Genomic DNA, 25123 nt, shown 5'->3' with positions numbered 1-25123 from the left:
AAGGAATATGAGATATTTAGTGAACTATATATTAGTGGCTTTCTTGGGGATGTCTTTTTTGTTCTCAGGGTGTGAAGCCAGTGACTTCGAGTTTGATAGCGGGTGGGATGATAATGCGGCGGATTCCTCCCGTGTGACAGTGGATACGGTGCAGGGCATCGATGTAAGCATGTACGAGAAAGCCCGTTTGTTTCCGGGATTGGTGGACACGGCTTCAGAACGTCGTATCGCAGATACTGTGGTTTATTTGGATTTATCCCGTAAATATATCCAGTTGGGGATTATGCAAGAAGGCCCACAATCCATTTATAGCAGTGGGTTGTATGCGGGTGCAGGGGAATTGGTGACGGTTTATGTGCCGGATAATGTTTGGGGACTGACCGTCCAAGTGGGTATGCACACGGAAGACTTGACGAATGACAATATCGGCTTGCGTGAACCTATTGCCTATTATCGGAAAGCGTTGTATCCCGGAAAGAATACCGTACGCTTCTCGTTGGGAGGTTATCTTTGGGTGTTGCGCGATCAGGATGTAGAAGGGGATGCTGATGTCCCGTTGGCATTCTGCAATGTGTATGCGGCTCCGGATTTTGTCTTGGGGAAAACCGACGTGCGTGAGTGGGAACGGAAAGTGAAAGCTACGACAGTCCCTTGGTTGGAATTGAGAGGAAAAAACGTGGCGTTCTCCGTAGAGCGAAGCCAGTTGGACTTGTATTTCTCCCAACGTCCTGATTTTGCGATGGAAATGGAGGCATGTTTGGCTACGTGGGATGAAATGTTGGAGACGATTTATCGTACCCAAGGCTTTGACAAAGAATCCGATGCGGCAAATCCACAACCCATGTTTCCCAACCGTTTTGTCTTTGATGTCCAATTGCGGGAAAACAAATCGAGGCGTTCCGATAACGAACAGGGGATGATGCTGGTACGTACGGCCAGTCTTTATGATGACCTGTTGAATATTGACTCTGTGGCTGATTTGCATTTTATCAATGTATATTCCATGGTGGCGGAAAAGTATAGTTATTTTTATAATGGAGTGACGGGATGGGAGGATGAATATTTTTATGTGCCTCTGTATCGGATGAATGAGAGGAACAAGGAGATTGGTTTGGAACAAGAATTGTCAGACATGGGGATAGATTTTAAGTCTACAGTTCCGGTTGCTTTGTCCTATGCAGAGGCGGATACTTCCAAGTGGATGTCATCGGATTTGTATACGGCTAAAGAAGAGGCGAACCGAAAAAAGTCCCTATATCTTTTACCGCGTGTCCAAATTGCCGAATATGAAAACCATTATCAGGATAAACCGAAATGGGACATCTATGATAAATTAAGCCATGACAGAAGAGCCGGAAACGACTATGAGGGTTTCTTCAGGGAATTTTGCGACCGTTATCAGGTGGATTTTACTCCTTTCTATGAACATTGGGGCATGTCTGTTTCCGGATCGGAGCGTGAATATGCTTCACGCTATCCTCTATTGGACAAGCAAATCTGGAAAATAAACCCGTTGGCGGAGGATCCGTTTGAGGATGTGGGGCAATATGAAACCTCGTCTTTCCGTTACCGTGCCAACCGTAGCGCATGGAAGATTGCGGCTTGGGACAGCGAAGGGCGTGAAAACGAGGACAAGGAGTATAAATCTGAGTCGGATTGGAAGACCGCGGACAATCTTCTGGATGGCGATCCCTACTCTTACTGGAGCTCTTACCTTTCCCCTTGGAGTGGAGGGTATCAGGATTCTCCGAGCGAACTTCCATATTATGTGGTCATCGACATGGGAAAGGAGCAGGTGATGGATGGTTTTTATTATGCGAATGGGGACGCACGCTGTATTTCCGGATTTACGTTGCAGACGACTGATGCTTCAGGCTTCGGTTTGGAACAGCATGGCGAACAGGAATGGAGCACCGTGTATGTTTTGGAACAGACCGTGGACGGTTTGTTGAAAAACGAGCAGTTCATAGATTTCCCGCAGCCTGTCACGGCACGTTACCTGCGTTTGGTGTTCGACAAGCCCAATTTGTTCATACCGAATGAAGGTGATGAAGAGAATTTTGAAAACTTCCATAAGGACAGGCAACAAATGTTTTCGGAGTTTGGGACATTTTTTTATAAACGATAAAACAATTTGAAATATGGATATAATAAACCGATTCAAATACGTATTGGTGTTGCTGTGCGGGTTGTACGTTTCGTGCACGAAGTATGATACACCTGAGTCGATTGCCGGAGGGATAGAAGACACGGCGGCATCCAAAAAAAGTGTGAAACGTTACGTGCTTTGGCTCAACATAGACGGGGCTGTGGGTTCTGTGGTGAAGCAGGAGGTGGAGAAAGGAACCCTCCCGGTCATGCAGAAGATGCTTGGGCATAGCAAGTATGTTTGGACGGGGGTCGCCGATGACCACGCCTTGCTGACGGAAGGGCGTGAGTCGTATGATGAGGAAGATCCTTTGACTTGGGCCACTATGCTTACAGGAATGAATTCCCGTATGCATCGTATCAAGGATTATTCTTATACTCCTGATTTCATGATAGGGGATGCGGCGGTTACTTATGCCAAGACCATCGTGCAGTATGTGTCGGATAAGGAGCCGAACTTATTGATGTCGTGCGTTTCTCCCTGGCCCAACTTAAACCGTTATGTCGGCGCGATGCAATCCGTGATAACCAGTTCTTCGGATGAAGAAACGTTGGAGGTGTTGCAGGGGCAACTTGAAAAGGGAGATAACCAGTTGACATTGGCTGCCTTTAAAGGAGTTTTGGAGGCTGGAAAATCAGGAGGATTCGTGGCTGAAAACACATCGTACCTGAATGCCTTGAAGTTGATAGATACGGGCTTGGGACAATTGTTGGCCACGATTGAGGCTCGCGAAGATGCTTATTATGAAGACTGGTTGGTGTGCGTGACATCGAACCACGGGGGGACACCTGACGGTCGCTACGGCGGCAACACAGATCCGGAACGGGATATTTTCGGCATATTCTATTATCCTCATTATACTTCGTACGAGATGAAAGGGGAGGTTGTGTGGGCTGCATATTTCTCGAAAGAGAATTGGGCGGCAGTAGAGGACTCTACGGCCTTATATGGAATAGGGCCTAACCGGGAACTTGCCGTAGAAATCAATATGAGGAATATTCCTACTGATAAGCAATCCTATCATGGAAACAATTGGGACCGTTTTGTGGGGAAAGGCAAGTGGGGGCTGTTCCGTCAAAGGGAGAAAGTGAAAATATATATCAGTGGAGGCAATGCTTTGGAGAAAGAAATCAATGCTTTTAATGATGCGAGGTGGCATTCTTTTTATACCGGCTTGGGGCCGTTGTCTTCGGGGGGACGGATGTATATTATGTCTTATGACGGGCAAAGGATGTTATATGATGAAACACAAAATATGGGAGTAGAAGATGATTCTACGGCTTTGGAAGTCGGGCATACAGGCATAAATTTCTATGCTGGTTCCGTACGTTTATGGGATACTTTCTTGAAGGATGAGGATATCAATGAGTATATGAACTATTGGGTGTTACCGGAAGGGGCGGCTCAGCGTGGACACTTGATAGGGGAGTGGCACTTTTCACCGGATGAGTTGAAATCGGATTCAATTATACCCAATAAAGTGAAAGGTATGCCAGACATGGTATTTAGGGAAAAACCTGTTTTTGTGAAAATGGCCAATACTTTACCTGGAAAGAGGTCTTCAGGAGATTTGGCGATGGAAAACATCTTGATTGCACCTCAGGTTATTTATTGGCTGTGCGGTGCTGATGCTGTGGGGGACGAGTTGGACGGGCATTGCTTCTTGTCATCTTATATGATGGAAGAACAATGGCGTGACCAATAAATCATAAGGCGGAAAGGGTGAACACCACACCCTTTCCGTTTTTTTAAATTAGTTAAGGAAGATGGACATGATGGAAAAAAATATTTTATTGCTTTTGGGCATATTCTTATTTTGTGGGTGCGGCAGTTCAAGAAAGGTCTTGAAAGAATATCGGGCGCAAAAGCGACACTATTATCTGGTGCAGGGATACCGCCCTGTGGCCTTGTCGGATAAGAAGACAGGGGCCGAGAATCCATTCCCCTTGTCTGCATACGAGAAGGAGAAACTTTTAGACAGTGTGGCGTACGTCTGCCGGACGTATTTGGAGAAATATCCCGACCATAATCTCGACACTTGGTCCAAGCCGGATTGTGAGGCTTATCTCCGTGCCAAGTCCACCCAAATCATTCTCCAGTTCCAACCGGATTATTACCGGGCTTATGCCGTGCCTGAGATTCGGCGTTTCAGGAATTTGTATGGTGTGCCTTATTATACATTAACCTATTATTATGATCCTTCCATGGAAGAATATGGAATGGGTAGAGGAACACGTGTGGTTCCGGGGCTTATTGTGGTATCCGTCAATATTGGGAATGCGCAGGCTTCCGGGTTCTATCTGCCGATTTTGGGAAACTTGGGCTATGGTTTCCATGCGCCTGATTATGAGGACGGGTTGTTGGAAGATTGGATACCTTATCCCTATATGATTTGGAATATGAATGATGGTCGGAAGTGACAGAATAATAAGGGGAATTTAAAAATAGTTGGAATATGATGAATACAAGATTTTATTTGTTAATAGCGTGTGTAGCTCTGATATTTGTTTCGTGCGCACGGAAGCCTCTATCTGTACAAGGGCATTATTACGCCATGGAGGGGTACCGTCCGGTGGTTTTGCCGGGTACTAAGACGGTGGCCGAGAATCCATTCCCCTTGTCTGCATACGAGAAGGAGAAACTTTTAGACAGTGTGGCGTACGTCTGCCGGACGTATTTGGAGAAATATCCCGACCATAATCTCGACACTTGGTCCAAGTCGGATTGTGAGGCTTATCTCCGTGCCAAGTCCACTCAAATCATTCTCCAGTTCCAACCGGATTATTACCGGGCTTATGCTGTGCCTGAGATTCGGCGTTATGGGCATGATTTTATGGGACCTTATTTTCTTTTGACTTATTATTATGACCGTACGAAAGAAGCGACTGGAAGTCCGTTGGACTTGAAATTCAAAGTGGAGTTGGTTCATGTGGCGATTAATGCAGGGGATGCTCAGGGGCGTTATCTCTCTTTGCCCATACTTAATGTGGATGATGGAAGTGCCGGGAGCGTGGATAATATCCGTATCGGTTTATATGTGGATAGGAAGTGGATTCCTTACCCCTATATGATTTGGAACAAGGATTTCGATTGGGACAGCATAGTCTTGTTTGAATGAGTATCCTCCGTTATGGCCCGTCTATACACCAAGGGATTTTCAGAAAAATGGGTTTATCTTTCAGGATGGATTTCAAGTGTTTGTATTCCAGCGTGTTTGGCGACTGAAGGATATAATTCCATCTTTCAGCTTTTTGTCAGGTTGTGGCATGTATCCGTCCTGTCGTAAGTGGTGAAATCGTTTGGCGCAGAACGGAAAATCAGTCTCAGGAGAATGAAAAATCGTTTGGCGCAGAAAAAAAGATGTCCTGAAGAAGGGCTTTTCCAACCTCCCTGTAGGGGTGGGGCTTTTCAGCCTGAAACATCGCCTATTCATCTTTCAGGGCTTAAACGGTTAATTACAAATGTTTTATTGGGATTCCTGAAGGATGAAACATGTTTTGGAAAACTTTCTGGAGGTGTGGGGCTGACGGGGGCGGCATGGAGAAGGGAGTCTTGCAGCGGTTTTTACCGGGTATGCCTGTCTGAACGAAAATGGGCAAAAGTGAATCAATTTCGGCATCAAGTGTGATTTCCACATTTATGCCATATAATTGAATGAAAAATGGAACGGTTTTAGGGCTGCATTCGGTATCTTTGCCGATGTGGAATCATGTAATCATATAAATATTATCAATCATGGGAATTTTATTGCAGAAGAAGAGAAAGTATTCGGTGGTGTGGGCTTTGTTGCTCTCTTGTTTTTTAGGGGCATCCCATGCCGGGGCAAAAGGGCGTTATGAAGTGTTCAAGGACAAAGTGCCGGCGGGGGCACAGATTTCCGAACCCAAGGCTGTCCGGGAAGGAGGATGCCGGGAAGGGAGTACGCATTATATTTATGTGAAGCCCTCCGAAACTCCTACACGGATTTCCGGACTGTCCATTCCTATCCGCGAGAATCCCGGACCGGGACAATACCGTTATATCACGTTTTCTTGGATTAAATGGGGCGGGGAGGAAATCGGACTGAAATTGGGCGCGAAAAACGCGAAAGGCCGTGCGCCGGGGAAGAAATACGGTTATACTTATATGGCCGGCCCGGGAAAGGAACTGTCGGGCCTGAAGGTGGACGACAAAGTGACCGGTGGTTGGACGGTTGTGACCCGGGACTTATGGAAGGACTTTGGCGATTTTACACTGACCGATATATCCTTCCTTTGTCCGACCCGTCGGGATGCCGGTTTCGACAACATCATTTTAGGGGCTACCCAGGACGCTTTTGCGGATGTGGCTCCCAAGATTCTGCCGGGCAAGGTGGCGGCCGTAGAGGAGATAGACGATGCGGCAATGGACTCTGTGGCTTTGGAGGATGTGCCCGTTGAAACGGATGAAGAGGCGGAGCAGAAGGTGCAAATTGACTGGGTGGCCCAGATCAAGGCCGGAGGTTTCATCATGTATCCTCTTTACTTATTGGGCATTTTGGCATTGGTCATTACGATTCAGCGTTTCTTTACTTCCACTCGCGGGCGTTTGGCACCGAAAGGCCTGGCCGAGAAGGTTTGTGCATGCATCGAGAAGCAAGATTACGACGCGGCTGTAGCCCTTTGCCGGAAGAAACCTTCCACTTTAGGTAATGCCCTTGGCTTTATAGTAGAGCATCGTGATGCAGACTGGGAAGCAGTGTGCCAGACGGCCGGTGACATGGCGGCCCGTGACATCCGTGGCCATTTGTCACGCATTTATCCTCTTTCCGTCATTTCTTCCCTGTCTCCCCTTTTAGGGTTGTTCGGCACGATTGTGGGCATGATTGAGGCGTTTGGTCTTGTGGCTTTGTTCGGCGACGAGGGGGGAGCCTCCATCTTGTCCGACTCCATTTCCAAGGCGTTGATTACGACGGCTGCCGGTTTGATAGTGGCCATGCCCTCCATTGCCGTATATTTCATCCTCAAAAGCCGGATATCCAATTTGGGGGCACAAATCGAGACGGGCGTGGAACAAGTGGTGAATACGATTTATTTGAATAAGAAAACCGTGTGAGCATGAGACTGCCTTTGGATGAAGACGAAAAGGTGGACATCCAGATGTCGCCTTTGATAGACTGCGTGTTCCTGTTGCTGATTTTTTTCCTGGTCACGACCATGATGAAGAAATGGGAGATGCAGATACCGCTGTCGTTGCCTGCGATGACTTCCAGTTTGTCTACGACCCGTTCGGGTGAAAATACCGTGATTATAGCCGTGGACGAGGACAAGCAGGTCTATGAGGTGGCGAACCATGACGCCTATACCGGGGAGAACGATTATCTGCCCATCGGGGATTTGAATGCCTATCTGAATGCTTTGCGTGAGAAGGTGGGGACGGATGTGGCCATAGAGGTGGCGGCTTACCGGTCGGTTCCGGTCAATACGGTAATAGAGATTTTCGATCAATGTCAGTTGGAAGGATTCACGCATACGCGGGTCCGTTTAGGAGGAAAGCCTTATGAAACTACCTTTGGGAAATAACGAAGAGGAGCCAGAAGTCTCCATGTCTCCATTGATAGACTGTGTGTTCCTGCTGCTTATCTTTTTCTTGGTGTCTACTATGACCAAGGTCAAGAACAGGGATATTCCGGTGGACTTGCCGGCATCGCAGGCTGCAGTGAAGCTGAAGCCCGATGACAAACAGGCGATTGTGGGGTTGGACAGTGAAGGTAACTTTTACTGGGACGGCCAACCTTGCACGGCCAATTTCCTGCATGAGCAGTTGCGGGATGTCTGTATTGCCACTCCGGACCGCCGGATACGCATTGACATGGACAAGAATACGCCTTTCGGACGTTTTGTGGAGGTGATGGATGCCTGCCAGTTTTATAATTTAACGAATATAGGTATACGAACATACGATGAACACTACAACGAAAACTGATTGGAAGGTCACCGTCGTGGCTTGGGGAATAGCGCTTGTGGCCTGTGCGGCATTGGCATGGGGCATCCTGTCTGCCCCTCCATCTTCCACGCAGGGTACGATGAAACTGCCGGAGGGACATGCGGTGGAGAAACATCACGGCGCACTGAAACCTCGTGCGGCGAGACCGGCCAAATTGAACGAGAAAATGAAGATGGAGCAGGCACACCGGGCTTTGCCTTCCCAGTATGCGAAGGAACTGGTGGAGCAGTCGGAAATATCCGTGAAGAAGAATTTGAAAACACAGTTGTCGCATTTTCAAAAAATGGCGGAAAAGATGAGGAACCAAAAGAACCGGTTGCTGTCTCAAGTAGAGTCTCGTAAGCTTCCGCCGTCGGCTCCAAGGGATGCCAACGACGTTTCCATGGCCCGTGCCATCTTGCAGGCCGGCGAACCTCCGTTGGGCAACCGGCCGTCGGTGCAGGAACTCTATGAAATGTTACGGCAGTATGAACGGGAAATCCAACAAAACCACTTGGCAGTGAATGCGGCCAAGCAGACGTTGCAGAAGGGATTGTCTTTTCCGGAAGTATACAGTTCCATGCAACAAAGTGCGACGCGCATGCCGGATTTTGAGAAACTGATACGGATGCAGACCGGAGGAATGGAGTGGAAACGTTCTGCGGGCAGTAATGCCAGTGCGGGGTTGTCCGTGAGGAGCACGGCAGACCTGAACAATTACCGGGGGCTGTTGGGACAGGCTTCGCGGCAGGTTGGCTTGGCAGGTTCGCGTCTGGAGAACCTTTTCGGTGTTCCGCGAAACATCGGTAAGCCCGGCGGTGGACTTGGGAACGGACAAGGCCAGCCCGGTGGATTCGGAAGTCCCGGCGGAGGATGGGGAGACGGAGGCTTAGGCGGAGTGAACTATGCCAATGATGAAGTAAAGACACCTTATAGCGAGTATCGTGGTCCGCGTTTGAATGAGATGATGGTCAAAGCCCAAGCTTTGCCCGGCAGACGTTTTTCAAAAGACGCGGAACGTAAGGGATGGCTGTATGTGAACACGTGGTATATGATAGGGCCATGGGAAAATTACGGTCGTGATGATTTTGCCATTGTCCACCAACCTGAAATCGCAGTGGATTTTGATGCCGTCTATACGGACGGGCAGGTCGGTGTCGGAACGGAAGAAACCGATTCACACCCGGTCAAGATGATAGGCGAGAAAGTCCAGTTGGACGGGACTTTGCGTTGGAAATTCATGCAGAGCGAGTCCATGCACAATACCGTGCCTGTCACGACGGGGCATTCCACTTATTATGCCTATACCGAATTGTATTTCGATGAGGCTACGACCATGCTTGTGGCCATCGGGACGGACGATAGCGGCCGGGTGTGGATTAACGGGAAAGACGTCTGGCAGGACAAGGGTACGAGTTGGTACCATATAGACGAGCATATCGAACCTTTCACGTTCCGCCAAGGGTGGAACCGCATCCTGCTCCGCTTGGAGAACGGGGGTGGAGGAGCTGCCGGCTTCAGTTTCCTGATTATTCCTCAGGACTATGCCGTGGCTACGGACTGAGTGGCAATATTTTGTGTGATTTAAAGAAGAATGAGATGAAGAAAAAAAGGTTTATGGCAGTGGCAAGTGCTGTCATCGTGGGGCTTCTTTATGCCCATGCCGGGGATAGGGATTTTTATGTCTTGCGTCCTTCTGACTACAAGTGTTATATAGATCGTTTTAACCAGGAAGACAATGAATTGTATGTTCAGCATGTTCCTAACGATTCGTCTTGGGCTTTTCTCCAAGAAAACATTCCCTTTTTTGATTGTCCGGACAAGGAGGTGATGACGACATACTATTTTCGTTGGTGGACTTTTAGGAAACATATCAAGAAGATACCCCATGGATTCATTTTTACAGAGTTCCTTCCGAAAGTGTATTGGTCCGGAAAATATAACTCGATTGCCTGTGCGGCGGCGCATCATATTTATGAAGGCCGTTGGTTGAGGGACACCGGGTACGTGAATGCTTATGCCCGTTTCTGGTTTTCGGAAGGGAATCCGAGAATGTATAGCTTTTGGGTTTCCAATGCACTGTGGGAGTATTATAAATTGCGCCGTCAAAATGTAGTCTTGGATTTGTTTCCGGAACTGGTGAAGAATTACGCGGCTTGGGAAAGGGGGTGGAACAATGGCGGACATTTTATAGGCCGGAATCCGGATGGCTTGTTTAGTACTTATGATGACCGGGATGGGATGGAGATGCAAATAGGCGGAAGCGGAAAACGCCCTTCTATCAATGCTTACATGTATGGGGAGGCTAAAGCATTGGCTGAGATGGCCGGATGTTTAGGCGACGGGAATATGGCTAAGGCATATAACGAGAAAGCCGGGCATCTCAGAAAGTTGGTCGAGGACAGTTTGTGGGATGAAGAGGGCTGTTTTTTCAAGACTCGTTCGGAAAGGAAGGGGACGTTTGTGGATGTGCGCGAACTTCAAGGATATACGCCTTGGTACATGAATCTTCCTGAAAAAGGGAAGGGGTTTGAAGAGGCGTGGAAGTTCATGAAGTCAGACAGTGGTTTCAATGCCCCTTACGGGTTGACTACGGCAGAACAGTCGCATCCCCGTTTCAGGTTGTCTTACGAAGGGCACGAGTGCCAATGGAACGGACCGGTTTGGCCTTTTGCCACTTCTGTCACGTTGACGGCATTGGCAAATGTGTTGAACAATTATAGCCAGGATGTCGTTTCCGAGAAGGATTATTTTGACCAGTTCCTGAAATATAGCCGTTCTCAAAGGAGGGTTTGCGAGGACGGCCGTATCATACCGTGGATAGACGAAAACCAGAATCCTTATACGGGTGATTGGATTTCCCGTACGAGACTGGCCTCTTGGAAGGATGGCGGATGGTCTGCGGAAAAAGGAGGTGTGGAAAGAGGAAAAGACTATAACCATTCGACGTATTGCGATTTGTTGATTTCCGGACTGGTCGGTATCCGTCCGCAAACCGGTGATAATGTGGTCGTCCATCCTCTTGTGCCGGCACAAGCTTGGGAGTGGTTTTGTCTTGACGGCGTGAGTTACCAAGGGCGTGTCTTGACTGTGTTTTACGACCGTACGGGCAAACGGTATGGACGGGGCAAGGGCTTTTTTGTCCTTGTGGACGGAGAAGTAAGGGCACAAGCGGCCCGATTACAGGAACTAAGGGTTTCATGGTAGAAGTTTATTATGTTCTTTAATTTGATTTGAATAATATGGCCATGATTTTGAGAATTTTGTTTATAGCTGCATATCTCGTGTCGTTTTTTCCGTTGTATGCAGGGGTTGGTGGCGTAAAGCATCAGAAAGTGGAAGTGGAAGCGCCGTTTCCTATGGATTCTGTGTACTTATGCGTATTTCCCCAAAAAGATTTCCCGATAACCCGGTATGGGGCAAAAGAAGGGGGAAAGGTATTGAATACAAAAGCTATAGCACGGGCTGTGGATGCTTGTCATCGGGCTGGTGGAGGACGTGTGGTCGTTCCTGCAGGAGAATGGTTGACCGGGCCTGTCCATTTGAAAAGCAATGTGAACCTGCATTTGGAGAAGGGGGCGGTGCTGAGTTTTACGGACACTCCTTTAGATTACCTTCCGGCTGTCATGACTTCATGGGAGGGTATGGAGTGTTATAATTATTCTCCGTTGGTTTATGCCTATGATTGTGAAAATATAGCCATTACGGGCAGCGGGACCTTGGCTCCGCGAATGGAGACATGGAAAAAGTGGTTTGCCCGGCCTCAAGCCCACATGGATGCATTGAAAAAACTGTATGAGATGGCATCCACTGATATTGCGGTGGAAAAACGGCAAATGGCTGAAGGGGAGAATAACCTCCGTCCCCATCTGATACATTTGAATCGTTGTCGGAATGTGCTTCTTGAAGACTTCAGCATCAGGGAGAGCCCTTTTTGGACCATTCATCTTTATATGTGCAAAGGAGGTATTGTGCGTCGGCTTGATGTAAAGGCTAATGGGCATAACAATGACGGAATAGATTTGGAAATGAGCCGTGATTTCCTGATTGAGAACTGTACGTTTGACCAAGGGGATGATGCGGTAGTCATCAAGTCGGGACGGAACCGGGACGCGTGGAGGTTGGATACGCCCAGTGAAAATATCGTTATCAGGAATTGTAAGATTCTGGCCGGACATACATTGTTGGGAATAGGCAGTGAACTGTCGGGAGGGATACGTAACATCTTTATGCATCATTGTGATGTGCTTGGCTCTGTACGGTGTTTATTCTTCATTAAAACCAATTGCCGAAGAGGAGGTTTTGTTGAAAACATTCATTTGGAAGATATAACCTGTAATAAGACAGGCTACCTTGTGGGGTTGGATATGGATGTCATGTACCAATGGAGGGATTTGGTGCCTACTTATGAAGAGCGCCTCACTTCCATAAAAGGCATTCACGTAAGGGGCATAAAATGTGGCTCTGCTGATTATGTCTATGAATTTTCTGGTGATAAACGGTTGAAGCCTAAAGATATATTTGTTAGGGATGTCTATGTTGATAAAGCGAAGGGGGCATCCAACCGAAGCCGTAATGTCATCAATCTGATGTTGGACAACATACACTATTCGCAAATCCGGCCGGATGTGGTGTCTGAATAGCTGCGTTGAAATAGCCGGAGTCTTTTAATATCAACAGATAATTTTACTTGGAATGCAATATAGGATATTTTTATCGTTCATAGTTCTTTTCTGCTCTCCTGTTTTCGTCTTAGGCAAGGATTTTTGTTTAAATTCAGAAAAACAGGCGGTGATAGTCAACGGCATCCCGTGGTTCGACGACCGGGGCGGCATCGTCAACGCCCATGGTGCCTGCATCGTGGAAGAGGACGGGCGTTATTACCTGTTCGGCGAATGGAAGTCGGACAAGAGCAATGCCTTCCCGGGCTTTTCCTGCTACTCTTCCGATGACCTGGTCAACTGGAAATTCGAGAACGTGGTCTTGCGGGTGCAACCGGACGGCATCCTCGGCCCCAACCGCGTGGGCGAGCGTGTCAAGGTCATGAAATGCCCCAAGACGGGGGAATACGTCATGTTCATGCACGCCGACGACATGGGATACAAAGACCCGTATATCGGTTACGCCACATGCAAGACCATCGACGGGGACTACCAGTTGCAAGGCCCGTTGCTCTATCAAGGGAAACCTGTCAAGCGTTGGGACATGGGCACGTTCCAAGACACCGACGGCAAGGGTTACCTGCTCATCCACCACGGCCCCATCTACCGCCTGAGCGACGATTACCGCTCCGTGGAAACGGAAGTGGCCCACGTCAAGGACTCCGGCGAATCCCCTGCCATGTTCAAAAAGGATGGCATATACTACTTGCTCTATTCGAACCTGACCAGTTGGGAGAAGAACGACAATTTCTACTTTACCGCCCCACGGATAGAAGGTCCGTGGACACGACGCGGCCTGTTCTGCCCGGAAGGCCGACTCACCTACAACTCGCAAACCACTTTCGTTTTCCCCCTTCGGCACGGCAACGACACCGTTCCCATGTTCATGGGCGACCGTTGGTCGTATCCCCGTCAGGCTTCTGCCGCCACATACGTGTGGATGCCCCTGCAGGCGGAAGGCACAAGAATATCCATTCCCGAATACTGGCAGGCATGGGACATGCGCACGCTCCGCCCCACGGATGCCCTGAAAGGGGGCAAGATGCTTCCCTCCGGGAAAATCAGGTGCCCCGCACATTGGAGAAGGGAGGACGGCGCGCTCGTGTCGGACACCCCGGGCGGCAAAATGGAGATGGGCTTCGAGGGCACCCATGCGGCACTCATCGGGGAAGCCGGCCCGTTGGGCGGATATGCCCGTGTCAGCGTGTTAGATTCCCAACGAGATACGGTATATTCCTCGCTCGTGGATTATTACAGCAAATACCCCGAAACGGCCATCCGCATCATTACGCCCTGCAAACCTCGGGGCAAATACACGCTTTGCGTGGAAGTGACCGGCATCAGTCCCGTGTGGACCGACAAGTCGAAGAGGATTTACGGCAGCAAGGGATGCCGCATCGGCATCAGGCAAGCCTGCATCTTTGAAGAATAAGGTTAAGTACAAGATATTGTTGTATCATAAAATAAAGCGGATAAGATTCATTCTTTATCAATCTTATCCGCTTTTTATATGAGATTGTCGTTGTTACTTCACATTTCCCACTTTAATCAGGTATTCGGCAATCTGCACTGCATTCAGTGCGGCACCTTTCTTGATTTGGTCGCCTACGAGCCAAAGCGTCATGCCGTTTTCGTTGGCCAGGTCCTTACGGATACGGCCTACGTATACATCGTCTTTTCCGGCCAGGAAGAGCGGCATGGGGTAAGTCTGTGTGGACGGGTCGTCCATCAGTTGCACGCCTTCGCCGTGGGTGATGGCTTCACGCACTTCCTCTACCGTGAGCGGACGTTCCGTTTCCAACCAGATGGCTTCCGAATGGGAACGCAGGGCCGGTACGCGCACACACATGGCCGAACATTGCACGTCGCTGTGCATGATCTTCTGTGTCTCGTTGAACATCTTCATTTCTTCTTTGGTATACCCGTTGTCTTGGAATACGTCAATTTGGGGGATAACGTTATAAGCCAACTGATAGGCAAACTTCTTCACGGTGACGGGTTTGCCTTCCAATACTTCACGGTACTGCTGTTCCAGTTCGGCCATGGCAGCGGCACCCGCTCCGCTGGCAGCCTGATAGCTGGCCACGTGGATACGTTTGATATGGCTCAGGTTTTCGATAGGTTGCAGGGCCGTGACCATCATGATGGTCGTACAGTTCGGGTTGGCGATGATGCCGCGCGGACGCTCCAAGGCATCTGCTGCGTTACATTCGGGCACGACGAGAGGCACGTCCTTGTCCATGCGGAATGCACTTGAATTATCTATCATGACTGCACCGTAACGGGTGATGTCTTCGGCAAATTCTTTGGATGTGCCGGCACCGGCCGAGGTGAAAGCGATGTCGATGTCTTTAAAATCATCGTTGTGCTGAAGAAGCTTCACTTCGATTTCTTTGCCACGGAATTTGTATTTGGAACCTGCACTGCGTGTTGAACCAAATAAAACGAGTTCGTCCAATGGGAAGTTTCTCTCTTCGAGCACACGCAGGAATTCCTGACCCACCGCGCCGCTCGCACCTACAATAGCTACTTTCATTTCATATAATTTTTAAAAGTTGTGATGATTCCGGTTGCAAAAATAGATAATTTATTACGATTGGACATACAAAATGGAAACTTTTTCGTTACTTTGCATCTTAAATTAATACAGATACTCATGCAGATGCCCGACTTGTCTACATATTTTCCCGTCACGGATCCCACGTGGATATTCTTTTTAGTGTTGAGCATCATTCTGTTTGCACCTATCTTATTGGGTAAACTGAAGATACCCCACATTGTCGGCATGATTTTGGCCGGTGTGTTGATTGGGCCATACGGTTTGCATGTGTTGGACAAGGACAGCAGTTTTGAACTGTTCGGGAACGTGGGCTTGTATTACATCATGTTTTTGGCCAGTTTGGAGATGGATATGCAGCACATGAAACGGATTCGTTGGCAGGCGTTGACGTTGGGGTTGGCGGCATTTGTTTTTCCCCTGACGATGGGTGTCGTCAGCAATGTGTTCCTCCTGAAATACAGCCTGGTGACTTCCGTTCTGTTGGCCAGTATGTATGCCTCGCATACCTTGATAGCCTATCCTATCGTGATTCGATACGGGGTGTCGCGTAACCGCAGTGTGAGTATTGCGGTGGGGGGAACTATTGTGACCGATACGCTGACCTTGTTGGTATTGGCTTTCATCTCGGGCATGTTCCGTGAGGAGGTGCACGGAGGTTGGTTCGGCGTTGTACTTTTGTTGAAAGTCATCTTGCTTTCCCTCTTCATCGTATATTCTTTTCCCCGTATTGCCCGGTGGTTTTTCCGTCGGTACAACGATCCGGTCATTCAGTTCATCTTTGTGTTGGCCATGGTCTTTTTGAGTGCCGGCTTGATGGAACTCATTGGGATGGAAGGAATATTAGGGGCCTTTTTGGCCGGACTGGTATTAAACCGGCTTATTCCGCATAGCGCACCGCTGATGCACCATTTGGAATTTGTGGGCAATGCTTTGTTTATTCCTTATTTCCTTATCGGGGTCGGCATGATTATCGACCTGCGTGTGTTGTTCGGGTCAGGTGAGGCATTGAAAGTAGCCGGTGTGATGATAACCATGGCGTTGGCCGGAAAATGGATCGCTTCGTGGGTGACTCAGAAGGTCTTTAAGATGTCGGTATTGGAGCGGGAACTGATGTTCGGTCTGAGTAACGCCCAGGCGGCGGCTACGCTTGCTGCGGTATTGGTGGGCTATAATATCATTTTGCCTTCCGGCGGGAGGCTGTTGAATGAAGATGTGCTGAACGGTACGATATTATTGATATTAGTGACATGTGTGGTCAGTTCGTTGATTACGGATGTGGCGGCACGAAGGTTGGCTTTACAGGATGGTAATATCAGTGAACCGCGTCCGTTGGACGAAGAGTCGGCTTTGATTGCCTTGGCCTATCCCGACACGGTGGATTATTTGGTCAACATGGCTTTGTTGATGCGGAAGGACAAGTCGGAGGCTCCGATGAGTGCTGTCAATGTGGTGTTGGACAATGATGACAAGGCACGTGAACAGGGGATGAAACTGTTGGAGGCTGCATCTGCCATCGCTTCGGCTGCCAACGTGCAGATGCAGACCAAAGTGCGTCTGGCTACTAACTTGTCAAATGGTATTATCCATTGCATGAAGGAGAACGATTATTCCGAATTAGTGGTAGGCTTGCACATGCAGAATTCTCCTTCTGAGTCGTTTTTCGGGCCGGTGCTGATCAGTTTGTTGAACCGCCTGAACCGTCAGATTACGATGATACGCTGTACGGTGCCGGTCAATACGATTCGCCGCATTCATGTAGCCGTACCGGCCAAGGCCCAGTTTGAGGCCGGTTTTTATCATTGGGTAGAGCGTGTGGCCCGTTTGGCTGTAGGACTGGGCTGTAGGATTATTTATCACGCCCATCCCGACACTATCCGGATTTTACAACGTTATCTGGAAACTTACCACGCGTCTATCCGTGCGGAATATGTCCAGACCGATGGTGGAAATGAGTTGAAACGTATTTCGCGGGAGGTCAGGGAAGACCACATGTTGGTGGTCGTGTTAGCGCGTAGAGGGTCTATTTCTTTCCGTCCGTCGTTCGACCACATTCCCCGCCAAATCAAAAAGTACTATATGAATACGGGGTTAATGTTGATTTTCCCGGACGTGTATGCCGAGGCTGCGACGAAGGATGTGAGCGTGAACGAGCCGTTGACAACCGATTTGCGCTACGAGGCGGCCAAGGAGTGGTATAAGAATTGGTTGTCGCGTAGCAACGGAAAGGAGGATGGCCAATGACAACACCGGATTGGTTAGAGCGTACGTCGCTTCTGATGGGGCCAGACAAGATGGAACGTTTCCGCCGGGCACATGTCTTGGTGGTCGGTACGGGGGGCGTAGGAGCGTATGCCGCCGAGATGTTGGTACGTGCCGGAGTCGGCCGGTTGACGTTGTTGGATGCCGACCGGGTGCAACCAAGCAATATCAACCGCCAGTTGTGTGCCCTGCATTCGACGGTCGGGGAGGAAAAAGTCCGCGTGTTGGAGCAGCGCTTTAAGGATATCAATCCGGAACTCGGCTTGACCGTGCGGGATGAATTTCTGGAAGAGCAGTCGGTCGGTGCTTTACTGGACAGCGCGAAGTTTGACTTTATCGTTGATGCCATCGACACGATAGCACCGAAATGTGCTTTGATAGAAGAGGCGATGAAAAGACGCGTCAGGATCGTGAGCAGCATGGGGGCCGGGGCGAAAACGGATATTACCCAAATCCGTTTTGCCGACTTGTGGGAGACGTTTCATTGCGGGTTGAGCAAAGCTGTGCGGACCCGGCTGAAAAGAGACGGCATGCGTCGTCCGTTACCGGTGGTGTTTTGCGCCCAGCAGGCAGACCCGGCCGCTTTGGTCCAGGTAGAGGGAGAACGGAACAAGAAGACCACGACGGGCACGGTGAGTTATATGCCGGCCGTGTTCGGCTGTTACTTGGCACAATACGTGATAAGCAGGTTATAGAAGGATTATGATAGAAGTCAGGAGTATAAGGAAAAGTTTCGGTTCGCTTGAAGTGCTCAAAGGAATCGACCTCGATATCAGTAAGGGCGAGGTGGTGAGCATCGTGGGGCCGAGTGGGGCCGGAAAGACCACGTTGTTGCAGATTATGGGGACGTTGGATAAGCCGGACAGCGGAAGTGTCCGGCTCGACGGGGTTGCCATGGAAAGCTTGGACCGCAAGGAAATGGCGAATTTCCGTAACCGGCGCATCGGATTCGTGTTTCAGTTCCATCAGTTGTTACCCGAGTTCACTGCACTCGAGAACGTGATGATTCCGGCATACATCGGGCGTGCTTCCACAAGCGAGGCCAAGGCGAGGGCACAAGAACTGTTGGACTTCATGGGACTGTCCGGCAGGGCTTCCCACAAGCCTAACGAGCTTTCGGGAGGAGAAAAGCAGCGGGTGGCTGTGGCACGCGCTTTGGTCAACCATCCTTCCGTAGTCTTTGCCGACGAACCTTCGGGGAGTCTGGATACGAAAAACAAGGGAGAGCTACATCAGCTGTTCTTCGATTTACGGGAACGGTTCGGGCAAACGTTCGTCATTGTGACCCACGATGACGGGTTGGCACGTTTGACAGACCGTACCATTCACATGAAAGACGGTTTGATAACCGATGATAAAAATATATCCCTATGAACATAGAATTAGGAAAGATGAACCGCCTCAGGGTGGTTAAGGCCGTGGATTTCGGCATGTATTTGGATGGAGGCGATGCAGGAGAGATTCTTCTTCCGGCACGTTATGTGCCGGAAGGTTGCAGCGTGGGAGACGAGTTGGATGTCTTCTTGTACTTGGATAGTGAAGAACGTTTGGTCGCTACCACGCAGACGCCTTTGGCCCAAGTCGGAGATTTTGCTTATTTGCAGGTTGCGTGGGTAAACAATTACGGGGCGTTCCTCGATTGGGGGCTGATGAAAGATTTGTTCGTGCCATTCCGTGAGCAGAAGCTCAAGATGCAGAAGGGGCGGAGTTATATCGTGCATCTGCATATCGACGAGGAAAGCTACCGCCTGATGGCTTCGGCCAAAGTGGAACATTATTTGTCGGACGAGATGCCTCCTTACAGCGAAGGCGATGAGGTGCAGGTTTTAGTCTGGCAAAAAACGGATTTGGGTTTCAAGGTCATTGTGGACAACCGTTTTTCCGGCTTGGTTTACGACAATGACTTGTTCCGGCCTTTACATACGGGAGACCGTATGCAGGCTTATATAAAGCAAGTCCGTCCGGACGGTAAACTGGATGTCACCTTGCAGAAACAGGGCAGGGAAGCGGTGGACGATTTTTCGCAAGTGCTTTTGGAACACTTGCAGCATAATGCCGGCCGTACCTCTTTGTGTGATAAGAGTCCGGCAGAAGAAATTTACGCGATGTTCGGTGTCAGCAAGAAAGTTTTCAAGAAAGCCGTGGGCGACCTTTATAAGAAAAGGCTTATCGAAATCACGGACGAGGGCTTGCGTCTGGTCTGACCTTCCGGAAAGATTGGGCATAAAAAATCAGCGTCGGAAAGTTCCCTTCATGGGATATGCTTTCCGACGCTGTGTGGTTTTGAAACGTATGAGGCTTATTTGTCGCCGCCGATTGTGCGCTTTTCTGCGATACGGGCCTTTTTGCCGGTAAGTTTGCGCAGGTAATACAATTTGGCGCGGCGAACTTTACCAATCTTGTTCACTACGATGCTGTCAATGTTCGGGCTGTCAATCGGGAATATACGTTCTACTCCCACCGTTCCGGACATTTTGCGAACCGTGAAACGTTTTTTGTTCTGGTGGCCTGAAATCTTGATGACCACACCACGGTACTGCTGGATACGCTCTTTGTTACCTTCGACGATTTTATATGCCACGGTAACGGTGTCGCCTGCTTTGAATTGGGGATGTTCCTTACCGGTAGCAAACGCTTCTTCTGCAATTTTAATTAAATCTGCCATTGTTTGTTTTAATCATTAAATTGTTTGTCGTCCCAATACAACATAACAGGGAACTCTGCATCCTGCCAGCGATTGTACGGAAAGCGGTGCAAAGGTACGGCTATTTTATGGAATAACCAAAGGCTTATGTGTTTTTTCAGCCTGATTGACAGGGCATGGACTTTTTTTTCGTAAATTTGGCCGTGGAATACAAACCAAATATGATGAGAACATTCAGAATTTTGTTTTTATACGTATGTTGCGGGTGGTCTGCGGCAACGTTTGCCCAACGTTACGAATTGGGAGACGTGAAAGCCGGGCGTTATGAGGTGACCCGTTGTCTGGACGCCAATCCCGATAGCGGGGCTTTGCGCGTGGTGGCTCCTTATCGTCATGCCGTAGACAGCATGATGTCGCCGGTGTTGGGAGAAAGCGAAGTGGCTATGCGAGCAGACCGTCCCGAGAGCCTTTTGTCGAATTTTGTGGCCGACGTGTTGCGTGAGGGGTCGCTCCGGGTGGGGAAGATGGCCGATATCGGCCTATGCAATATCGGCGGGCTGCGGAGCACGATGCCTAAGGGCAAGGTGACGTATGGAGATGTGTTGGAAATAGCCCCGTTCGAGAATCACCTGTGCATCCTCTCTTTGGACGGGCGTAAACTGACGGAGCTGATGGAACAGATAGCTGCCGTAGGGGGCGAGGGGATCAGCGGTGCGCGTCTGGTCATTACCGCAGACGGACGCTTGTTGAGTGCCGAGGTCGGGGGAAAACCGATTGACCCCAATGGTATATATGTGATTTCCACGTTGGACTATCTGGCCGAGGGAAATGACAAAATGTATGCCCTGAAAGATAATTTGTCGAAGAATGTCACGGATATAGCCGTACGCGATTTGATCATGGAGTCCATTCGCCGGACGGCTGCGCAAGGGGATAAAATCACGGCCCGTATGGAGGGTAGAATCGTCAAACAATGAGAAACCGGACAATGAAAAAGGTGAAGATTATGATGTGGTCGGTCTTGTGCGGACTGGCAAGCACCGTGTTTGCGGTGCAAGGCGGTGAAGTGGAATTACGTATCGTGCACACCAATGACACGCACAGTTGTGTGATGCCGGTCAACCCTAATTCGTCCGATACGGCATTGGCGGATAAAGGCGGTTTTGTGCGCCGTGCGGCACTGGTGCGCGATTTGCGTGCAGAAGACCCGGACTTGCTGCTTTTTGACAGCGGTGACTTTTCACAAGGTTCTGCTTATTACAATTTGTATAAAGGGGATGTGGAAGTAAAGTTGATGAACGAAATGCGTTATGATGCGGCCACCATCGGGAATCATGAGTTTGATTTCGGGTTGAACAACATGGCGCGCATATTCCGCGAGGCTGATTTCCCTATCGTTTGTGCGAATTATCATGTCGAAGGCACGGTGTTGGAGGGATTGGTACGCCCGTATGTCATATTGGAACGTAAGGGAGTGAAGGTCGGAGTGTTCGGATTGGGCACGCAGTTGGAGGGAATGGTTGCTTCAGAGAATTACAAAGGGGTGACGTATGAAGATCCGGTTACGGCAGCCAATCGCGTGGCCGATGAACTGAAGAATAAGGAGCACTGCGACCTTGTGGTGTGCCTCTCCCATTTAGGGTGGGACATCGACGGTCTGGACGACACGGAATTAGTGCCGGCCACGCGCCATATCGACATTGTGCTGGGCGGCCATTCGCATACTTATTTCGAGCATCCCGAAGTATTGAAAAATGCCGAGGGGAAGGATGTGTATTGCAACCAGATGGGCAAGCACGGGCGTTATGTCGGCATGTTGCTGTTGGAAATGTCGCCGACAGAAGACTGACCCTTATTCAAAATAGAGCGTCAGTACAATCATTTTCGACGATGCCCCATCCAAAGAATTGGTGAATTTTCGCAGCGAATTGTCTATCAAATCGTTGCGGTTTTTTTGTAGAATGTCCGCCAATCCGAAACAGAACTTCAGTTCGGGGATGAGCTTGAAAAAGGGCAGGTAGATGTCGCAGCCCATGCCCACTTCGATATAACAGTCGAAAGGTTTCATGAGCAGGGCTTTTTGTTTCTTGGTAGTCAGGTCTACCATCGGGTTCACGCCTGCAATGAAATAAGGGCGGAAGTTGTTATAGCGTGGGGCGGCGAACTTCAAGTCCAACGGGACGGAAATATAAGTCGATTTGATGTTTTGCGTACTGTCCTGCCCCGTTCTTTGTTCATGGAAAGACACGTGCTTCTGTCCGAAATGCAGGGTAGGGACGAGGCGCAGGGACAAATAGGTGTTCAGGCGCATTTCACCTAATACGCCCACACTGAATCCCGGACTGTAGTTGTCCACATCGGCATACCATTGCTCGCCGGTTTCCGGGTCTACATAGCCGTTGTTTTTCAGTTCCAGGTCCTGCATGTGTACGCCGAAGAGGAACCCATAGTGGAATCTCCTTTGGTCGATGTACGGACGATGCTGGAGTTTACGCTCCTGTGCCATCATGCCATACGCGGACAATAGGCAAAGGAGGACGGCCAGAATTCTTTTCATGAATCATTGATATTTATTAGAAAACAACGCAAAGATACGCAGCTTATTGCATTTGGCCGTGGCTTTTCGGATGAAAATCACTAAAAATAGTGAGAAAATATTTTGGGGGATTCTATTTAAATACTAACTTTGCGGTATCGTTTGAATAAAACAAGGCATTAATAATTTAAATTCTAATCAATATGGCTTACGTAATTGGTGATGATTGTGTAGCTTGCGGTACTTGCATCGACGAGTGTCCGGTAGGCGCAATTTCTGAAGGTGAAAAATATGTAATCAACGCTGACGCTTGCACGGAGTGCGGTACTTGCGCTGATGTTTGTCCTTCGGGTGCAATTTCTCTCTAAGACAGGGGAGATTACATAATCTTTAAAAAGTTAGACAAGAAAGGCCTTCTCTTCCGAAAGGGGGAGAAGGTTTTCCGTTTATAAGGACAAGAGGTATGCAAGAGGGATTTTTGATTGTAGGCAGAGGGTTGGGGCAGGTCATGTTCCAGAACAATGCGGTTTCGGGTTTGTTGATGTTAGTGGGAATAGCTTGCAACTCGTGGCTATTGGCTCTTTTGGCCCTCTTGGGGAATTTTGTCGGTACGGTGACGGCATTCTTTTCCGGATATTCAAAAGAAGATATAGAGGATGGTTTGTATGGTTTCAACGGTACGTTGGTGGGCATTGCCGTCGGCGTGTTTATGGAGCCGGGGGTGGCTTCCCTCCTTTTGTTGGTGGCGGGTTCCATGCTCTCCACATGGATAGCCCGCGTGTTCGCTTATCAGAAACTTCTGCCCGGTTTCACGGCTCCTTTCATCCTTGCCGTATGGTTGTTGCAGGCCCTTTGCCGTGGGTGGTTCCCCTCATTGTTGTCATCTTCTGTGATGCCGGAAGAAACGGCAGCCGACTGGTTCCGGGCCTTTAGCCTGAATATCGGTCAGGTGATGTTCCAAGGCGGCACGGTGCTTTCCGGACTTTTCTTTTTGGCCGGCATATTGCTCAATTCCCGCGTCCATGCCTTGTATACGGTGTGGGGTGCCTTGTTGCCTTTGGGCATGGTCTGGATGGTCGGTTCCGATTATGCAGCTTTCAATGCAGGTCTGTTGGGATATAACGCTGTGCTTTGCGCCATTGCTTTGGGCGACCGTTCCTGGGCAGGGGCAGCGTGGGCTACATTGTCCGTCACGCTCTCAGTCCTTTTGCAGGTTTGGGGGATGAGTTTGGGAATGACTACGCTGACGGCCCCGTTCGTCGTGTCCGTTTGGATTGTTTCAGGGATGCGGCGTACCTTGTGCAGGAAATAGGTGTTTTTTTAATGCGCTGAATCTTACCGTTGCCTGTCCTATTGGCAGAGGCTTGTTTTGTCTTTTTGACGCTAAAATGCTTATTGGGGAGGCAGGGTGTAAGGTCACAGCCGTTTTTGTGGATGGAAAAAGACCTTTGAAAAAGGCAATGTATACGGGTTTTGCTTGTCGTTTAAACACATATTTTCACATTGTGCCCTTGTTTACGGGTTTTGTTGATGGATTTTAAGAATCAATCGCATGAGAATGATTTTTCGTTCGGCGCAGAAAAACATTTTTTTCTCCTCATGTTTGGGCAGGAAAGTCCGTTTTCCGGTGGAAAAGCCGACTGAAAGGGGTACGAAAAACGACGTTTATGGCCCTTTTTTTCTCTAAATGGAAGACGGTTGTTGTCAAAATCCGGATGACACGATAACAAGCAAATGCCGCCTTTGGCTTTCCCATGTCTCTTCGGCCTGCGTACGGCTTGCCTTTCCGGTGTGCAAAAGGTTAGCGGGAGGCGTGGAATGACTGACAGAAGAGTTTTCGTCCGATGAGTGAGAATCGTTTCTTTTCATCGAAGCCTCGTGCCTGTTCGGAATAAAACATTCTCGTGAGGGTGGAACTGTCGTTTTGACAGTTTGTCGGAATGCCACTTGAAAAAGATGGGAACGCCCTGAGATACAAAATCCTTTGTTTTGTTGACGGGTTCGGGGAAAACATATATCTTTGCCTTTATGAAAATGGAGAAACTGAGTCCGGAAAAGAAAAGTATGCTGTGTGAGAAGTTCGGGGATTACTGTCTGGACTTGTCCAAATTGATATTCGGTGGTGTCATATTGGCAGCCATTATGCAATTAGATATTGATGCCGTATGGTTGTTTGTTGTGGGAACGGTCATTGTCGCTTTGACAGCGTACGCTGGGTATATTTTATATAGGATGTCTAAAAGATAATTGTTATGGGATTATTGATTTTTCTTTCATTTGTGGGATTGGTCGCTTTGGCCGTCATTATTTGGGGAACGCATGAATTGCGGAAAGACGCTTCAAAAAGATAAGGTGTTTAGCCGTAAATGGT

At 49.0% G+C, this 25123-nt stretch carries 24 protein-coding genes; 21 read left to right on the top strand and 3 right to left on the bottom strand.

Features of this window, described 5'->3' with window-relative positions; genetic code table 11:
- The first annotated feature begins 7 nt into the window (after positions 1–7).
- The 12 genes from AC5RDV_RS07465 (at position 8) to AC5RDV_RS07410 (ending at position 14185) form a co-directional block, all read left to right on the top strand.
- A complete protein-coding gene (locus AC5RDV_RS07465; RefSeq protein WP_282747937.1) occupies positions 8–2128 on the top strand; it encodes a M60 family metallopeptidase in 2121 nt (706 codons plus the stop codon).
- Between the two features lie 13 nt (positions 2129–2141).
- Positions 2142–3854 (top strand): alkaline phosphatase family protein, encoded by a 1713-nt coding sequence (locus AC5RDV_RS07460; RefSeq protein ID WP_282747938.1) that lies wholly within the window; start codon positions 2142–2144, stop codon positions 3852–3854.
- 139 nt (positions 3855–3993) lie between these two features.
- A complete protein-coding gene (locus tag AC5RDV_RS07455; protein ID WP_282747939.1) occupies positions 3994–4569 on the top strand; it encodes a hypothetical protein in 576 nt (191 codons plus the stop codon).
- A gap of 35 nt (positions 4570–4604) precedes the next feature.
- On the top strand, positions 4605–5267 hold the full coding sequence (locus AC5RDV_RS07450; RefSeq protein WP_197730276.1) for a hypothetical protein: 663 nt from the start codon (positions 4605–4607) through the stop codon (positions 5265–5267).
- 213 nt (positions 5268–5480) lie between these two features.
- A complete protein-coding gene (locus AC5RDV_RS07445) occupies positions 5481–5777 on the top strand; it encodes a hypothetical protein (protein ID WP_494222149.1) in 297 nt (98 codons plus the stop codon).
- 107 nt (positions 5778–5884) lie between these two features.
- Positions 5885–7222 (top strand): MotA/TolQ/ExbB proton channel family protein, encoded by a 1338-nt coding sequence (locus tag AC5RDV_RS07440; RefSeq protein WP_282747940.1) that lies wholly within the window; start codon positions 5885–5887, stop codon positions 7220–7222.
- 2 nt (positions 7223–7224) lie between these two features.
- Positions 7225–7689, top strand: a complete 465-nt coding sequence (locus AC5RDV_RS07435; protein ID WP_276787132.1) for an ExbD/TolR family protein — start codon at positions 7225–7227, stop codon at positions 7687–7689.
- A complete protein-coding gene (locus tag AC5RDV_RS07430; protein WP_008625844.1) occupies positions 7667–8092 on the top strand; it encodes an ExbD/TolR family protein in 426 nt (141 codons plus the stop codon). The genes AC5RDV_RS07435 and AC5RDV_RS07430 overlap by 23 nt, the downstream gene beginning before the upstream one ends.
- A complete protein-coding gene (locus tag AC5RDV_RS07425; RefSeq protein WP_008625843.1) occupies positions 8070–9656 on the top strand; it encodes a hypothetical protein in 1587 nt (528 codons plus the stop codon). Before AC5RDV_RS07430 ends, AC5RDV_RS07425 begins: the two co-directional genes overlap by 23 nt.
- Before the next feature lie 53 nt (positions 9657–9709).
- Positions 9710–11299, top strand: coding sequence for an MGH1-like glycoside hydrolase domain-containing protein (locus AC5RDV_RS07420; protein ID WP_232038446.1), 1590 nt, complete (start codon positions 9710–9712; stop codon positions 11297–11299).
- A gap of 35 nt (positions 11300–11334) precedes the next feature.
- Positions 11335–12735 carry a glycoside hydrolase family 28 protein gene (locus tag AC5RDV_RS07415; RefSeq protein WP_008625836.1) on the top strand — a complete coding sequence of 467 codons (1401 nt, stop codon included), beginning with the start codon at positions 11335–11337 and terminating at the stop codon, positions 12733–12735.
- Positions 12736–12787: 52 nt separating this feature from the next.
- On the top strand, positions 12788–14185 hold the full coding sequence (locus tag AC5RDV_RS07410) for a family 43 glycosylhydrolase (RefSeq protein WP_494222148.1): 1398 nt from the start codon (positions 12788–12790) through the stop codon (positions 14183–14185).
- Positions 14186–14278: 93 nt separating this feature from the next.
- On the opposite strand, the gene AC5RDV_RS07405 is transcribed toward AC5RDV_RS07410, so the two are convergent.
- Positions 14279–15289, bottom strand: coding sequence for an aspartate-semialdehyde dehydrogenase (locus AC5RDV_RS07405; protein WP_008628364.1), 1011 nt, complete (start codon positions 15287–15289; stop codon positions 14279–14281).
- A 24-nt stretch (positions 15290–15313) separates the two neighbouring features.
- Between AC5RDV_RS07405 and AC5RDV_RS07400 the strand changes: the two genes are divergently transcribed.
- The 4 genes from AC5RDV_RS07400 to AC5RDV_RS07385 are packed head-to-tail and all read left to right on the top strand — an operon-like array spanning position 15314 to position 19776.
- The gene (locus AC5RDV_RS07400) at positions 15314–17554 is read left to right on the top strand and encodes a cation:proton antiporter (RefSeq protein WP_302442613.1); all 2241 of its coding nucleotides are present in this window, start codon (positions 15314–15316) and stop codon (positions 17552–17554) included.
- A complete protein-coding gene (locus tag AC5RDV_RS07395; RefSeq protein WP_282747943.1) occupies positions 17551–18267 on the top strand; it encodes a tRNA threonylcarbamoyladenosine dehydratase in 717 nt (238 codons plus the stop codon). Before AC5RDV_RS07400 ends, AC5RDV_RS07395 begins: the two co-directional genes overlap by 4 nt.
- 7 nt (positions 18268–18274) lie before the next feature.
- Positions 18275–18946, top strand: a complete 672-nt coding sequence (locus AC5RDV_RS07390; protein ID WP_130893959.1) for an ABC transporter ATP-binding protein — start codon at positions 18275–18277, stop codon at positions 18944–18946.
- Positions 18943–19776 (top strand): CvfB family protein, encoded by an 834-nt coding sequence (locus AC5RDV_RS07385; protein WP_130893960.1) that lies wholly within the window; start codon positions 18943–18945, stop codon positions 19774–19776. The genes AC5RDV_RS07390 and AC5RDV_RS07385 overlap by 4 nt, the downstream gene beginning before the upstream one ends.
- Positions 19777–19871: 95 nt before the next feature.
- Here the strand turns inward: AC5RDV_RS07385 and rplS are convergent, their stop codons facing one another.
- Entirely contained in the window at positions 19872–20237 is a 366-nt protein-coding gene (rplS, locus tag AC5RDV_RS07380) for a 50S ribosomal protein L19 (protein WP_008628369.1), read from the bottom strand.
- A 200-nt stretch (positions 20238–20437) separates the two neighbouring features.
- Between rplS and AC5RDV_RS07375 the strand changes: the two genes are divergently transcribed.
- Both AC5RDV_RS07375 and AC5RDV_RS07370 read left to right on the top strand, forming a co-directional pair.
- On the top strand, positions 20438–21193 hold the full coding sequence (locus AC5RDV_RS07375; RefSeq protein WP_282747944.1) for a 5'-nucleotidase C-terminal domain-containing protein: 756 nt from the start codon (positions 20438–20440) through the stop codon (positions 21191–21193).
- The gene (locus tag AC5RDV_RS07370) at positions 21190–22065 is read left to right on the top strand and encodes a bifunctional metallophosphatase/5'-nucleotidase (protein WP_282747945.1); all 876 of its coding nucleotides are present in this window, start codon (positions 21190–21192) and stop codon (positions 22063–22065) included. Before AC5RDV_RS07375 ends, AC5RDV_RS07370 begins: the two co-directional genes overlap by 4 nt.
- Before the next feature lie 3 nt (positions 22066–22068).
- Here the strand turns inward: AC5RDV_RS07370 and porT are convergent, their stop codons facing one another.
- Positions 22069–22773 (bottom strand): type IX secretion/gliding motility protein PorT/SprT, encoded by a 705-nt coding sequence (gene porT / locus AC5RDV_RS07365; protein ID WP_008617315.1) that lies wholly within the window; start codon positions 22771–22773, stop codon positions 22069–22071.
- A gap of 182 nt (positions 22774–22955) precedes the next feature.
- Between porT and fdxA the strand changes: the two genes are divergently transcribed.
- The 3 genes from fdxA (at position 22956) to AC5RDV_RS07350 (ending at position 24999) form a co-directional block, all read left to right on the top strand.
- Positions 22956–23120 (top strand): 4Fe-4S ferredoxin, encoded by a 165-nt coding sequence (gene fdxA / locus AC5RDV_RS07360; RefSeq protein WP_008628372.1) that lies wholly within the window; start codon positions 22956–22958, stop codon positions 23118–23120.
- Between the two features lie 95 nt (positions 23121–23215).
- Positions 23216–24064 (top strand): urea transporter, encoded by an 849-nt coding sequence (locus AC5RDV_RS07355; RefSeq protein ID WP_282747946.1) that lies wholly within the window; start codon positions 23216–23218, stop codon positions 24062–24064.
- 716 nt (positions 24065–24780) lie between these two features.
- The gene (locus AC5RDV_RS07350; RefSeq protein WP_494222147.1) at positions 24781–24999 is read left to right on the top strand and encodes a DUF6722 family protein; all 219 of its coding nucleotides are present in this window, start codon (positions 24781–24783) and stop codon (positions 24997–24999) included.
- Positions 25000–25123 lie beyond the last annotated feature (124 nt).

This window comes from Paraprevotella sp. (genome assembly GCF_986071375.1).
This window is presented reverse-complemented; position numbering and strand designations above follow the sequence as displayed.